Origin of the sequence: Nakamurella sp. UYEF19 (assembly GCF_040546275.1) — a bacterium.
Classification (GTDB): Bacteria; Actinomycetota; Actinomycetes; order Mycobacteriales; family Nakamurellaceae; genus Nakamurella.
The window spans coordinates 117,820-132,489 of sequence record NZ_JBEPNO010000008.1; the positions used below are offsets into that span (position 1 = coordinate 117,820).

The 14,670-nt window shown below is 67.7% G+C and carries 12 protein-coding genes; 3 read left to right on the forward strand and 9 right to left on the reverse strand.

Annotation, left to right across the window (positions count from 1 at the left end):
• Positions 1-52 precede the first annotated feature (52 nt).
• A complete protein-coding gene (locus ABIB25_RS13360) occupies positions 53-943 on the reverse strand; it encodes a DMT family protein (RefSeq protein ID WP_354528949.1) in 891 nt (296 codons plus the stop codon).
• Between the two features lie 280 nt (positions 944-1,223).
• Here ABIB25_RS13360 and ABIB25_RS13365 point away from each other — a divergent pair, with 280 nt between their 5' ends.
• Positions 1,224-5,492, forward strand: a complete 4,269-nt coding sequence (locus ABIB25_RS13365; RefSeq protein WP_502919815.1) for a DUF3418 domain-containing protein — start codon at positions 1,224-1,226, stop codon at positions 5,490-5,492.
• A 125-nt stretch (positions 5,493-5,617) separates the two neighbouring features.
• Here the strand turns inward: ABIB25_RS13365 and ABIB25_RS13370 are convergent, their stop codons facing one another.
• Entirely contained in the window at positions 5,618-5,836 is a 219-nt protein-coding gene (locus ABIB25_RS13370) for an antitoxin (RefSeq protein WP_354528951.1), read from the reverse strand.
• Positions 5,837-5,905: 69 nt separating this feature from the next.
• Entirely contained in the window at positions 5,906-6,493 is a 588-nt protein-coding gene (locus ABIB25_RS13375; protein ID WP_354528952.1) for a putative glycolipid-binding domain-containing protein, read from the reverse strand.
• A gap of 212 nt (positions 6,494-6,705) precedes the next feature.
• Here ABIB25_RS13375 and ABIB25_RS13380 point away from each other — a divergent pair, with 212 nt between their 5' ends.
• Both ABIB25_RS13380 and ABIB25_RS13385 read left to right on the forward strand, forming a co-directional pair.
• The gene (locus tag ABIB25_RS13380) at positions 6,706-8,388 is read left to right on the forward strand and encodes an ABC-F family ATP-binding cassette domain-containing protein (RefSeq protein WP_354528953.1); all 1,683 of its coding nucleotides are present in this window, start codon (positions 6,706-6,708) and stop codon (positions 8,386-8,388) included.
• A 100-nt stretch (positions 8,389-8,488) separates the two neighbouring features.
• The gene (locus ABIB25_RS13385; RefSeq protein WP_354528954.1) at positions 8,489-9,703 is read left to right on the forward strand and encodes a CopD family protein; all 1,215 of its coding nucleotides are present in this window, start codon (positions 8,489-8,491) and stop codon (positions 9,701-9,703) included.
• 29 nt (positions 9,704-9,732) lie between these two features.
• Here ABIB25_RS13385 and ABIB25_RS13390 read toward each other — a convergent pair whose 3' ends face one another.
• The 6 genes from ABIB25_RS13390 to ABIB25_RS13415 form a co-directional block, all read right to left on the reverse strand.
• Positions 9,733-10,260: a suppressor of fused domain protein gene (locus ABIB25_RS13390; protein WP_354528955.1), complete on the reverse strand. Its 528-nt coding sequence runs from the start codon at positions 10,258-10,260 to the stop codon at positions 9,733-9,735.
• A complete protein-coding gene (locus ABIB25_RS13395; protein WP_354528956.1) occupies positions 10,257-10,661 on the reverse strand; it encodes an ankyrin repeat domain-containing protein in 405 nt (134 codons plus the stop codon). The genes ABIB25_RS13390 and ABIB25_RS13395 overlap by 4 nt, the downstream gene beginning before the upstream one ends.
• Before the next feature lie 87 nt (positions 10,662-10,748).
• The gene (locus ABIB25_RS13400; protein WP_354528957.1) at positions 10,749-12,254 is read right to left on the reverse strand and encodes a GH-E family nuclease; all 1,506 of its coding nucleotides are present in this window, start codon (positions 12,252-12,254) and stop codon (positions 10,749-10,751) included.
• Positions 12,255-12,403: 149 nt separating this feature from the next.
• On the reverse strand, positions 12,404-12,703 hold the full coding sequence (locus ABIB25_RS13405; protein ID WP_354528958.1) for a WXG100 family type VII secretion target: 300 nt from the start codon (positions 12,701-12,703) through the stop codon (positions 12,404-12,406).
• Positions 12,704-12,792: 89 nt separating this feature from the next.
• Complete coding sequence (locus tag ABIB25_RS13410; protein WP_354528959.1) at positions 12,793-13,110, reverse strand: WXG100 family type VII secretion target; 318 nt, start codon at positions 13,108-13,110, stop codon at positions 12,793-12,795.
• Between the two features lie 225 nt (positions 13,111-13,335).
• The gene (locus ABIB25_RS13415) at positions 13,336-14,643 is read right to left on the reverse strand and encodes a hypothetical protein (protein WP_354528960.1); all 1,308 of its coding nucleotides are present in this window, start codon (positions 14,641-14,643) and stop codon (positions 13,336-13,338) included.
• Positions 14,644-14,670 lie beyond the last annotated feature (27 nt).

Genomic DNA, 14,670 nt, shown 5'->3' on the forward strand with positions numbered 1-14,670 from the left:
GGTACTGACTCTCGTCGGTGATGATCACTGCCGGTACTGATTCGCAGGTGACTCAGGCGCGCTCGACGGCGAGGCCGGCGGCGCCGTCCCGGGACGGGGCGCGCGAGTTGTGCGATCCGATGGACGGCGGAGGCGTCGAGAAATGCGCGAGTGCGACGGCGCCGGAGATCGCCAGGACGAAGCCGAATCCGGCCGGCACGGCCCACCCGGCCCGGATCGAATCCCCCAGCAACGTCAACCCGATGACGGACGGCAGGACCGTGTTGGTGGTGAACATGATCGCGGACATCGTGGTGGCGGTGCCCTTCTGCAGGGCCAGCGCGAACACCGCGGTGGCAGCCACTCCGTTCAGGATGATGGCCCACACCGACGGCTCGCTGAACCAGAGCAGGAACTCGCGTGGCAGGTGCAGGGTCCGGGCCGATACCGCGACTGCTGTGAACCCCAGCCCGGCGCCGAACGCGAGCATCGCTGCTCCCCAACGGGATTCCGATCGGCTGCCGTAGAAGCCGATCAGGCAGACCGGCACGACGATGCACAGGATGATCCAGCGCCAGCCGTGCGGCAATGGGTGGGCCGGCCCCGGATTGGCCGACAGGCCAAGGGTCACCAGGCCGGCAGCGGCCGTGCACAGGCTCACCCAGCCCATCCGGCCCAATCTGGTGCCCATGATCGCGGAGATGGTGGCCGTCACTCCGACGCTGAAGGCCAGCACCGACTGCACGAGGAAGAGGGGGAGCCGGTGGAGCGCTGCGGCGCCGGCGACGAAGGCCAGGATGTCGACCGCTACCCCGCAGAAGTACAGCGGTTGCCGGCTGATCTTGCCGAAATCGTCTGAATCCCCGCCGAATGCTCCGGCCCGGCGGATACCGGCCGACTCCATCACCGAACCGACACCGGACCCGAGCGCAGCCAGGAAGGCGAGCACGTATCCGATGACCATCGGGCCATTCTCCCAGAGTCTGATGACGCCACGGTGACGTCCGGGCCGGTTGGAGCGGGCCGCCGGCGACCGACGGCGGCCCGCCAACCGGCCGCGGCCCGACAGATCCGGAGTGCCCGCCGCGGGCTGGACCTATTCTTCGAAGGACATGATTGCTTTTCCGACGCCCCAGACCGACCCCACGTCCGACCCGACAACCGGCCTGACGTCCGACCAGACGACGGCTGGCCAGGGGACCATCCCGACCGCCGCCGACCTGACGGCGCGGCTGGAAGTCCTGATGACGTCCGACGCGGCGCGGATCGGTCGACGGTTGGCCGGTCTTCGCCGGGATTCCGGACGGTCCCGTTCGGCCCCCGATCGAACATTGCGGGACCTCCAGGAGCAGGTGCGCCGGGCCGAACAGAAGGTGGCGCGCAGGCTGGCCGTCGTTCCGGTGATCACCTTTCCGCCGGACCTGCCCGTGTCCGAACGGGCGGACGACCTCGCCGACGCCATCCGGGACCACCAGGTGGTCATCGTCGCGGGCGAGACCGGGTCGGGGAAGTCCACCCAGCTACCGAAGATCTGCCTGTCCATCGGCCGTGGCGTGCGAGGTCTGATCGGCCATACCCAACCCCGGCGGATTGCAGCCAGGGCACTGGCCGAACGGATCGCCGACGAGACCGGCACCGAACTGGGTGGCGCGATCGGATACACCATCCGGTTCGGTGATCACACCGGCCCGGACACGCTGGTCAAGCTGATGACCGACGGCATCCTGCTCGCCGAGATCACCCGGGACCGGCTGTTGTCGGCCTACGACACGATCATCATCGATGAGGCACACGAGCGGAGCCTCAACATCGACTTCCTGCTCGGCTATCTCGTGCAGTTGCTGCCGCGCCGTCCCGATCTGAAGGTGATCATCACCTCGGCGACCATCGACCCGCAGCGCTTCTCGCGGCACTTCGGCGACGCCCCGATCGTCGAGGTGTCCGGCCGCACCTATCCGGTCGAGGTTCGTTACCGCCCCTACGGTGTGGACCGGCTGGACGCCCCGGAGAGCATCGATGGTGTCGACGGCGCCGACTCGCTCGACGAGGCAGACGTTGCCGTGCCGCCGGTGGCCCCGGCGGCCAGGAGCACGAAGACCAACCGGAACGACGAGGGGAGCAGGGATCTCGCCCAGGCGATCTGCGACGCAACCGACGAGCTGGCCAGGGAGGGCGACGGGGACATCCTGGTCTTCCTCTCCGGTGAGCGCGAGATCACCGACACCGCCGAGGTGCTGCGCGGTCATCTGGCGTCGCGGCCCGGGATCACCGAAGTGCTGCCGCTCTACGGGCGGCTGTCGGCCGCCGACCAGCACAAGGTCTTCTCCGATCACGTCGGGCGGCGGATCGTGCTGTCCACCAACGTGGCCGAGACCTCGCTGACGGTACCGGGTATCCGCTACGTGATCGATCCCGGAACGGCGCGCATCTCCCGCTACTCTCCGCGTACCAAGGTCCAACGTCTGCCCATCGAGCCGATCTCCCAGGCCTCGGCCGGCCAACGCGCCGGGCGATGCGGCCGGGTGGCCGACGGCATCTGCATCCGGCTCTACTCGGAGGACGACTTCGCCGGCCGGCCGGAGTACACCGATCCCGAGATCGCCCGCACGTCACTGGCTTCGGTGATCCTGCAGATGGCGTCCCTCGATTTTGGTGACATCGCCTCGTTCCCGTTCCTGGAGCCGCCAGACAGCCGCCAGATCACTGATGGCGTCACTGTTCTCACCGAGCTGGGTGCCCTGGACAGATCCGGCGACGACGGTCGGGTCCGGCTCACCAAGATCGGCCGCTCGCTGGCTGCCCTTCCATTGGACCCCCGCCTGGCCAGGATGATCGTCGAGGCCGACCGTCGCGGTTGCCTCGCCGACGTGCTGGTGATCACCTCCGCGCTCGCCATCCAGGACGTCCGCGAGTATCCCCTGGAGGACCGGGAACGTGCCACCACCTCGCACGCGCGGTTCGCTGACCCGAAATCCGACTTCCTGTCCGTGCTGAACCTGTGGAACTACCTGGCCGACGAGGCGAAGGCGCGCTCCGGTAACGCCTTTCGGCGGATGTGCCGATCCGAGTACCTCCACTATCTCCGCATCCGGGAGTGGCAGGATCTGCACGCCCAGCTGCGTCAGGTGGCGCGTGGCCTGAAGATGGACACCGAATCGCGGGTGCTGATCAGTGCCGCCGAGGTCAGGGGCGGGACTGCCGATGGATCTGGGAACGGCGTTGCGGCCGGCATCGGAACGGGCGAATCAACCGGGCAGCGCGGATCGACCGGGCAGCAACAGATCGGCCGGTCCGCCTCCGGTCGCAGTTCGGCGGCCGGCGGACGACGGCGGGGACGACGACCAGTCGAACGGAATCCGGAGGTCGTCGAGGCGAAACGTCCTGCGGTGGCAGCTTTTGCACAGGCCAACGCCCAGAATTCGCGGGTGGACTTCATCGACACCGAACGTGTGCACACGGCCGTCCTGTCCGGGCTGCTGTCGCACATCGGGCTGCGTCTGGAACCGGGGCGGGAGTACCAGGGCACCCGCGGGACCAAGTTCGTCATCTGGCCGGGTTCCGCGCTGGCGAAGGCGGGTCCCCGCCTTGTCGTTGCCGCCGAACTGGTGGAGACGTCACGGCTCTGGGGGCGCATCGCCGCCTCGATCGACCCGACCTGGGTGGAGCAGGTCGGCGGAGACCTGCTCAAGCGCACCTATTCCGAGCCGCGTTGGGACGCCCGCCGCGGGCAGGTCACCGCGACGGAGAAGGTCACCCTGCTCGGCGTGACGCTGATCGGAGCGCGGTCGATCCAGTTCGACCGGATCGACCCGGTGATGAGCCGCGAGATGTTCATCAGGCACGCCCTTGTCGAGGCGGACTGGCAGACGCGGCACGCCTTCTTCGCGGCCAATCTTGCCGCGCTGGACGAGGTCGCAGAACGGGAGGACCGGGCCCGTCGGCGGGACATCGTCATCGACGACGAATCACTCTTCGCACTCTACGACGAACGCATCCCGGCCGAGGTGACGTCCTCGAGGCACTTCGACAGCTGGTGGCGCAGGGCTTCCCCTGCCACCCCGGATCTCCTGACCTTCACTCCCGACATGCTGCTCGCCGCCGGTGCCCGGGATGTCGACGCGTCCGCCTACCCCGATACCTTCATGGCCGGCGACGTCGATCTGGGCCTCGACTACGTCTTCGAGCCCGGACGGGCGGACGACGGCGTGACGGTCACCATTCCGCTGGCCGTGCTGGCCCGGATCGACCCGGCCGCCTTCGAGGCTCAGATCCCAGGACTGCGAAGGGATCTCGCGGTGGCCTTGATCCGATCGCTGCCGAAAACCCTGCGTCGCAACTTCGTCCCGGCGCCGGACTTCGCCGCCGCTGCGCTGTCCCAGATGCCGGACGACGGGGTCGCCGCGTTGTCGTCGGCATTGGCCGCCAGGCTCACCGCGATGACGGGGATCGTCGTCAGGACATCGGATTTCGACCAGGAGAAGATCCCGGATCACCTGCGGATGGGCTTCAACGTCGTCGATGATTCCGGCCGCTCGGTCGGCGCCGGCAAAGACCTGACGGCGCTGCAGGAATCGCTCCGGGTGGTCGGGCAGAAGGCTGTCGCAAAGGCATCTGGCACGGTGGAACGCACTGGCCTGACTGCCTTTCCGGCGGAGGGCATCCCCATGAGCGTCACGAGTAGCGTTGCCGGACACGAGGTCAAGGGCTTCCCCGCGCTGGTCGACGAGTTCCCGACGCTGGGGACGGCCACGGTGGGCATCACGGTGTTCACCTCCGCCGCGGATCAACGCCGGGCCATGCGGGCGGGAGTGCGTCGATTGATCGTCATCTCGGCGAAGAACCCGTTGGGACATGTCCGCAACGGGCTCAGCCGGCAGCAGATGCTGACCCTCACGGTCACCCCGCACGGGAGCGTCGCGGCGCTACTGGTCGACGCCACCGAGGCAGCCGTCGATGCGCTGCTCGACTGGGCCGGCGGTCCGGCGTACACCCCGGCCAGGTTCGAGGCGGTGGTGAAAAAGCTGACGCCCCAACTGGACCGGGCTGTGCTGGACATCGTCGTGGCGGCGGAATCGGCGCTGGTCCAAGCGCACGAGGCCCAGGCGGCGATCGACGGAGTGGCCGGAACCGCGCTGTCGCCGCAGGTTGTGGACATGCGTCGGGAGTTGGCGGCGCTGGTGCCTCCCGGGTTCCTGACCTCGACCACGGCGGCCCACCTACCGGACCTCGCGCGGTACCTGCAGGCCCTGACCGTCCGGGCCGGGCGGGTGCGGGAGAACCCGGACCGCGACCGTCAGCGGATGACCGAGATCAACGAGTTGGCCGGCGAGATCGACGACGCCGTCGGCCGGCTACGCCCGGAAAGGACGCTGGACTCGGACGTCCTCGAATTGCGACGGCTGCTCGCGGAGTACCGGGTGGCCAGCTTCGCCCAGCCGATGCGCACGGCGGTCCCGGTCTCGGCCAAGCGTGTCCGTGCCGCCATCGCCGCGTTCGGCGGTACTGCCCGCTGAGCCCGATCCCACCCGTATGACGGGCCGCCCGGTGGGATGACACTCAAGCGTCATACCACCGGGCATGCGGCCAGACAGGCCCAGCGCGGTCATACGACCCGGAGAGCTCAGACGACCCGGAGAGCTCAGACGGCGGGTGGAGCGGCGGGGGTTTCGCCTTCGGGCTTGTTCCCACCCAGCGAGTCGACGAAGCCGGAGAGCTTCTCCTCGATGGGGTCGACCTTGTCGTGCCCGATCTTGTTGCCGACGAAATCACCGACCTTGTCGATGCCCTGCTTGATCTGGTCGTCGTGCTCGGACACGAAGCCCTCGGCCTTGCTCTTCAATTCACCGAAATCCACCATGTGATCTGTCCTTCGTCGTCGGTGACCGAGCCGGAGGTCAGATGCGGTTTGCTCGGTCTTTACCGGTGTCTACCGTAGACGATCCGACAGGCCGGGGAAGTGGAGGACGAAGCCATCCGCATCGATGATCAACTCCCGATCGCCGAGCGGACCGCTGTACGCGATGACGGCCCCGTTCGCATCGGTCGACACCGTGCGGTAGACGTGCTGGACGGCGGAGACCTCTGGGTCCGGACAGCCGACCGAGGCCACCGTCACGGTCGCGGATCCGACGGCCCGGTGCAGCCCCATCCGACGGATCGCCAGCGAGTTGGTGAAGGCGGAGGCGAGCAGATCGATGTCCTGGGCGGCCTCGACGAGGCTGAGCGTGCGCGGCCCGCTGCCGTGGTCGGCGACCCATTGGCCCCCCGGTGCCCTGGTCAGATTCAGCGACCGTTCGCCGGTGCCGGAATCGGTCTGGACCGTCAGCCGTCGGGTGCGGCCCTCCGGGTCCGCGAGCAGCGAATAGGAGACGCCGAACGGGTCGCCGAGGGCGCTGACGATGTGACCGCTGGCCCGCAGCCCCCGATCGGTGAGCACGACCCGAACCGTTTCCAGACGGTGCTGATCGTCCGAGGTCCAGGCCAGCATCCGGGTCGATGTCGAGGTGTTGTTCACAGGTTCAGAGGTTAATCCCGTGGAGTGTCAAAAGGGTGTGGGTAGGAGTTGGATCTCCTCGTCCGTGAAGATTTTCACTGGATTGCGCGGTTTGGCTGGCGAAGATGCTGAACGGTCGGCGACCGGGTGAGGCCGCCGGGGGTGGTACCGATCGCATCTGCGGTTGCTTTTCAGGTTGACGGAGGACCCGCTGTTCGGCGACTGTCACAGGCGTGGGACATCTCGAGGTTGCCGGCATCAGCTACTCGCTGGCCGACGGGCGGCCGCTGCTCGCCGACGTCAGCTTTCGGCTCGGGCAGGGCAGCGTCACCGCCGTCATCGGCCCGAACGGTACGGGCAAGACGACCCTGCTGCGGATCATCACCGGTGAGCTCGACGCCGAGGACGGCGCGATCACCCGCTCCGGCGGCCTTGGCGTCATGCCCCAGTTCATCGGTTCCGTCCGCGACGACTCGACCGTTCGCGACCTGCTGCTCACCGTGTCGCCCGCGGCCATCCAGAAGGTGGCGGCGCAGATCGATGCGGCCGAGCTGGAGATGATGTCCGACGACAGCGATTCGGTGGCGATCCGCTATGCCCAGGCCCTCGCCGACTGGGCCGACGTCCACGGCTACGAGCAGGAGAATGCGTTCGACTTCGCCTGCGTCGCGGCACTCGGCGTCCCGTACGACCGGGCCAAGTTCCGGGCGGTGACGAGTCTCTCCGGCGGTGAGCAGAAGAGGCTGGTGCTCGAGCTGCTGCTCGCCGGCTCCGACGAGACGCTCCTGCTGGACGAGCCGGACAACTACCTGGACGTCCCCGGCAAGATCTGGCTCGAGGGCAAGCTCGCCGAGACGAACAAGGCGATCTTGCTGATCAGTCACGACCGCGAGCTGCTGGCCCGCGCCGCCAACCGGATCGTGACGCTGGAACCCGGTGTGGCCGGGGCGGTCTCGTGGGTGCATGGCGGTTCGTTCGCGAACTACCACCAGGCCCGGATCGACCGGAACTCCCGCCTCGAGGAGCTGCGCCGGCGCTGGGACGAGGAGCACGCCAAGCTCAAGGCCCTGGTGCTGATGTACAAGACGAAGGCCGCCTTCATGGACAGCCTGGCCTCGCGCTACCAGGCGGCGAAGACGCGGTTGTTCAAGTTCGAGGAGGCCGGGCCGCCGGAGGAACTGCCGCTGAGCCAACAGGTCACCATGCGGCTCAAGGGCGGTCGAACGGCCAAGCGCGCGGTGGTTTGCACGAAGCTGGAACTGACCGGGCTGATGAAGGCGTTCGACCTGGAGATCTTCTACGGCGAGCGGCTGGCGGTGCTCGGAGCCAATGGCTCGGGGAAGTCGCACTTCCTGCGGTTGCTGGCAGCCGGTGGATCCGATCCGGACATCGAGCACCAGCCCGTCTCCTCGGCGCACGTGGATCCGGTGAAGCACACCGGCTCGGTCGTGCTGGGGTCGCGGGTGCGGCCCGGTTACTTCCGGCAGACGCACTCCCACCCCGAGCTCTCGGGAAGGACCCTGCTGGAGATCCTGCACCACGGTGACGACCACCGGTCCGGGATGGGACGCGAGCAGGCGGCCAGGGCCCTCGACCGCTACGGCCTGGCCCGCGCCGGCGAGCAGACGTTCGACACGCTCTCCGGCGGTCAGCAGGCGCGTCTGCAGATCCTGCTGCTGGAGCTGTCCGGGGCCACCCTCCTGCTGTTGGACGAGCCGACCGACAACCTGGACCTGCACTCGGCCGAGTCGCTGGAGGAGGCGCTGGATGCCTTCGACGGAACGGTGGTCGCCGTGACGCACGATCGCGCGTTCGCCAGGACCTTCGACGCGTTCCTCGTTTTCGACGCGGGCGGGACGGTCGGCCGGTTCGACGAGCCCGTCTGGGACGTCTCCCGGGTGCAGCGCGCCCGTTGACCCTGCCAGCCGACCGAACGACCGGGTCCGCACCGGGTGGGCGTGAGGCCCGTGACCGGGACGGGTCGGCGAACGGCCCTCACCGTGTCACCATGAAACGGTGAGCGCAGCGCAGGGCAGACGGCGCGACCCTGCCGTCGAGGTTGCCGTGCGGCGCCCGTCCGCGTCCGCCCGGAAGCAGCCGACGCAACTCGGCGGGAAACAGCCGATCCGGCCCGGCGGGAAACAGCCGATCCGGCTCGACCGGCAGCCGACCAAACCCGCCCGGCGGCCGACCCGGCCCGCTCGGCAGCCGAAGTTCGCCGGTCTGGCCAGGTCGAGCGGACTGTTCCTGTTGATCGTCGCGGTGGCGGCCCTGGTGGCGGCGGTCGTCGGTACCGACCTGACGGCGACCGGTCCCGTGGTCGGGATCGCGTCGCCCCCCTGGATCGTCCGGTTCGGCATCCCGGTCCTGCGCACGCTTCTCGACCTGGGCGCGGTCTCAGCCGCCGGGCTCGGGCTGCTCTCGAAGCTGGTCGGGTTCGACCGGCCCGAGCGCACCGAGAAAGTCGTCGCGCGGGCCCGTCGGCTGGCTGTCTGGGCCTCGGCGCTGTGGGGTGTCGCCGCGCTGGTGTCGATCGTGATGCTGTCCGTCGAGCTCGATCCCACCCATGCCCCGAACCCGGCGTCCGTCTGGTCGTACATCACCAACATCGCGGCCGGGAAGGGTCTGCTGCTCTCGGCCGGCTGTGCGCTGCTCTCGTTCTGGCTGGCCAGGGTCTCGGTCCGGCACGGCGAGAAGGTGCCGGCCGAGCTGCGAATCGGGATCGCGTTGTTCGGCCTTCTGCCGTTGCCGCTCACCGGTCACGCCTCGAACTGGTATTACCACGACCTGTCGATGGTCTCCATGGAGCTGCATGTGGTGGCGGCGACGGCGTGGGCCGGTGCGCTCGCGGCGGTCGTCGTCTTCCTGGCCCGCGAGCCTGCGCTGCTGGCCGATGCGCTGCCCCGGTTCTCCACCCTGGCCACCTGGTGTGTCTTCGTCGTGGGATTCACCGGCATCTTCAACGGGCTGCTGGAACTCGCGCTCTCACCGATCACCCACCTGCCGGGATCGATCTTCACCACCCGCTACGGCGTCCTGCTGACCGCCAAAGCGACGTGCCTGGTGATCGTGACCGTCACCGCTGTCCACGTGCGTCGGAAGATCATGCCAAGGGTGGCCGCCGGCAAGCGTACCGGGATCGCGTTGTGGTGCGGATGGGAAGTGGTGACCCTTGCTGCCGCCTTCGGCATCGCCGTGGTGCTGACCAGGGCGCCGGTCACGCCGTTCTGACCTCGAGGTCGCGCAGGCCCCGGAAGGGGTCAGACGATCGAAGCGCGCAGGACATCCAGGAGCGGCGGATCCGCTTCCTCGAGCCGGTCCATCAGGGCGTCGATGCTCTCGGACTGCGAGTACGCGATCTCGGCGCCGCTCAGCGGAACGAGGGTCATCATCTCGGCGATCACTGCCGAGCCGTCACGCAGTACGTCGAACTCGTCGTCCAACATCGGGTGCGGACCGACCAGTACACCCTCGATGACGGTGCCGGCCAGCAGGATCTCACCGTTCGGGATGACGTCCTCGTTGACCAGGCCCGCCCCGGCGTCCAGGACGAGATCGAGGGTCTTGCGCACCAGGAAGTCGGCGGCGCCGAGTTGGTCCGGCAGCACCGAGCAGACGATCTCCTGCGGGAACACCGACGTGACGGGCGCATCAGACAAGCCGAGAGTCGAGAACGAGGAGAATTCGGGTCGACGCCAGGCCCAGAGCTGGATGGAACGGTATTCCTCGACCAACTCGCCGGCACCCAGGAATCGGCCGAAATGCGCCTCGACCTGCGCAGCCGTCATGCCTGCACCAATTCCAGCAATTCCGGTGGGAAGCGGAAGAGATTCTTGGCCACATCGGTCACGGTATGTCCGCCGTCATCCTGGGCGGCACCCGAAGCCCCGTATTTCTTGAGCAGCGTGATGATCGTTCCGTCCGGACTCTTCTTCCATCGTTGCGCGGCCAGACGGAGTGGCGTCACACCGATGTCGGTCCGGCTCTCCACGTCTGCGCCGGCGGCGAGCAGTGCCGCGGTGATGTCGACGAATCCCTCCTGCACTGCGAAGTGAAGCGCTGTGTAGGAACGACTCTCGTGTGCGTTCACGTCCTCGCCGGCCTTGATGGCAGCCTCCGTTGCGGGCAGATCTCCCGCGATCGCCGCAAGGTGGAGTGCGTTGCGGCCGTACGGATCAGGACTTCCCATCTGAAAATCCTAGCATCGTCGACCGCCGTGGTGACGGACCAGAGCGTGCGTCGATGGCCGGTTCCGACCTGTGTCGCACTATCGGCGTCATTTCGCCGACTGCTGCTCGTACTGATGGCCCTGGTTCGCCGCAGGAGTTTCGACCCGGTAGATACCCGGATCGTTCTGGTCCTCGATCACCCGCCGGCGGTTGTAACCGTTTGCCTCGGCCTCGATCTTGTAACTACGCCATTCATGACCGGGAACGTGCCCGAAATTGGATTGGCCCTTGGCCGGGACGGTCATGCCGTCGGGAGTGCGCCGACCGGTGACCGGGTCGATCCGGACCAGGTCGCCGTTGCGGTCGCGGGCGGCGGGAATGCGATCGCCGCTGGCGGCGCAGACGAAGTCGCCACTGCCGTCGGCATGACGCTCGGCGTCGGCGTAGACCTCCCGCTTGGTCTGGGCCCGCAACTTGACGCGGGTGCGGGTCGGCTCGTACACCGGCTTCTTGGCGGGCGCTCCGGGCTGCCGGGGATCGCCGGACTTCGCCTCGGTGGCGGCGTTCTGGCCGGACTTCGCCTCGGTGCCTGCGTTCTCACCGGACTTGGCTCTGGCGGCCGCGTTCTCGCCGGTCTTGAGCTCGGAGGCGGCGTTGGCCCCCTTCTTCACTGCCCCCGCGTCCTTGCCCACCGTGGAGGCGGTCCGTACCACGTCCGTTGCGGCTTCGGCACCCTTCACCGCCTCGCCGGCGGCGCGTCCGCCGGGAATGACACCCAGAACGTCCATGCCGATGTCGGTCCAGGAACCTTCGCCGGTGACGAGTTTGAGGGTGACGTCGATGCCAAGGGCGGCCGCTCCGGTAGCCAGGGCGATCGGACCCATGATCGGCGACAGGATCGGGATCATGGCCAGCAGACCGGCGATACCGGAGATGGTCTTGAGGACCGACGAGATCGACTTCAGCACGTCGGCGTGGTCCTTGATCCAGCCGGTGATGGAGTTCCCCAGTTTCCCCCAGAACCCGGGTGGTTCCTCGAACCGCATGCCGGCGGCCTGGTGGATCGCGGTGACGCAGTGGTCCACCGCGGTGTTGTGCTCGGCGCGGACCTGGTTGGCCGCGTCGATCGTCGACTGCAGCGCCGCGTTCGCCTGGTTCAGCTGCGTACCGGCTCCTGACGTCTGCGGCCGGTAGGTATCCGGCGGGAGTGTCTGTCCAGCCGGTAGTTTCTTGGCCGCGGCGGTCTGGTCGGCGGTGTGCCGGGCGTCGGCGGCCTTCGCGTCGGCGGCAGCGTTGCCGGCGGAATCGACCTGCTGCTGTTGGTGGGTGGCGGTGGAGGCCAGCGTGTGCATCCGGGTCTGCAACGTCTGGAGCGTGGTGGCGTAGGTGGTGAGGGCGGTGGCCACCTTGGACCACGCCTCGCTCGTCGTGTCGAGATGGGGCGGCAGATCGCCGTTCATCTTGTCGCGATAGGTATCCGCCTCATCGCCCTTGAAGTCGCCGGAATCGATGTGCCGTATGTCCCCGGCTGCGGTCGACGCTGCGGTGGAGAACCCCGACCACGTACCGGCCGAGGCGCGGATCGAATCCGCATCACCGGTCAAGGAGAACATCGAAGCATCCACGTCCAGTCACCCCACACCATCCCGGGTCCGCCGACCACCCCCCGACGAGGGGTCGAACGGACCGATCAGCAAGCCCACCGAGAAACCGTCACCCGGCCCGGTGTTTCCCGGGCCGGGCCTTCACACACCTGAACCGGTCAGTGCGCGGTCAGCGCCGAACGGACCTGCCCACGCATGTCCTTCACCCCCGACGTCGTCGAGGACAACGACTTGGACACCGCCGTCAAGATCTCCTGCACCGTCGCCGCCGCCGCATCCCACTTCGCCTGCACCCCCGCATACGTGTCCTGCTCGTCACCGTCCCACGAGGACTTCACACTCGCCACGAACCCACCAAGATCAGACAACGACGACTCCAACCCACCGATCACCGACCCCAACGAACCAGAAGCCGACTCCGCCGTCGCCTCGTTGTAGGAAAACACCCCTCCGGACATACCCAACACCCCAATCACACATCGACCCGCACCAAAGAAAACCGGACAAAACAGAAGAAGAGGAAAGCCTGCGTGCATCGACCGGACGATCAGAACTTGAACTTCGTCCCATCCCAATCAGCCGACCCGTTCGCCGACGTCAGCGACTCCGTCATCTGCGCCTCATAGGTGTCGTACAACCCACCCGCGTTCTTCACATTCCCCTTGATCGACGCCAACGCCGCATTCAGATCCTTCATCGCCGCAGACCACGCCGCCGTCAACGACTCCCACGAGGAAAACGACGAACCCTTCCAATCCTGCGGCAACGACTCGATCGCCTGCAAGAACGACGCCGCCTGCGCATTCATCGACGACTCCGCACCCTCCAGATTCGACGCATGCACATTCACCGCATTGTCACGCACCGCAAACTTCGGACCCACACCAACCACCCCAACCCCACTCGAGGAACACCAGCAGGGGAACCCACCGGCGACAACCGCAGATCCGACGATAGCGAACGGGATGTGGTTCCCGCCGATTCCCGGGAAATGTGGACGAATTCGTTTGGGCAGGTAAGTAGGGGGCTGGCGTGCGGTGGTTGCGAATTCTGGTATCTGTCAGTAGGGCTCCGTGCACAGCGGGCGATCTCAGCGCCCGGCGCGCGAGGTTCTCTCCGGTCGATCGGAGCCGTCCCGCCCCGGTTCGGTCCATCCGTCGAGAAGGCCGCCGGCGTCGCGACGTGGTTCGGGACCGAACGTGAGGCAGATTTCGGGTGGTCCGGACCGATCCACGCCGCCGAGTCGCTCGCCCAGAAGGGTCACCAGGCCCCAGAAGAGCAGCGCCACCGGCAGCGCGAGCAGGACGGAGCCCCAGGCGATGGGGGGCGTCAGCAGATTCGAGCCGGTCTCGAACGCCGCACGGATCTGGGCGATATCCAGGCCGGCGAGGCCGACCGGGGTGTCGGTGACGATCGCGCTGAGCCAGAGCAGCCCGTATCCGAGGGCGGTCACCGTGACGGCGCCGATCACGGCGCGCAGGTACGGCGCGACCCGGAGCAGGAACAGCAGATCGACGGCGACGCCCAACGGCAGCAGCCAGATCGGCAGGTAGCTCGGCGGGAAGGTGCCGACCGTCAGGAGCGGCCAGATCGCGCACCGGTACAGCACGTAGACGGCGACGACCAGGGTGGCGGTCCAGCGGAAGCCGACCATGATCCTGGCCAGCGCCAGCAGGGCGACGCACACCGAGAGCACCCAGACCGGATAGACCCACGGCGGGATCGGCATGGCGAAGTGCTGGAGCGCGACGTCGTCGACCGGTCGGCCCAACTGCTGCGCGGCGAAGCTGAGCAGCGAAGGCTCGGCGTAGGGCGTGCCGCGCAGCCAGGATGCCACCTCGAGGATGCCGTATTCCTGCTGACCGGTCGGGAAGTAGAGGTCCTCGAAGCCGAAGGCGAAGAGCCCGATCAGGCCGACCGTCCACTGACGCGAGAAGGCGCCGTCACGGGGGTAGGTGCGGTACCAGTTCCGAATGACGCCGGCGACCATGATCGCGGTGCCCAGGTAGAGCAGAAGGTGGGAGGGCGACCAGGCCGTCAGGTCGAGGCCGTTGATCCGGTGGTTGACCACATCGATCGGGCCGGCGACCACGAAGATCCCGGTGCCGACCTGCATGATCCGCAGTGACAGACGCTCCACCCCGTACCCGGTGAAGGTGTGCGCGAGGACCAGACCGATCGCGATGCCGGTGCCGACCGTGTTGAGCAGATGCGGCGGCGCGAAGTCGTCACGCAGCCACTTGAAGTGCCACGACACGTCCCAGGACGAGCCGATGAGCTTGAACGCCAGAGCCAGGATCCACATGCGCTGCATGAAGACGGACAGCGACCGCGGTGTCTCGCGCCCGGGTTCGCCGCGCGTCCAGTAGGTGCGCATGAATCCGGAGAGCCGCTGCATGAGTGGAAAGCCCTTTCGTTCTCGCGT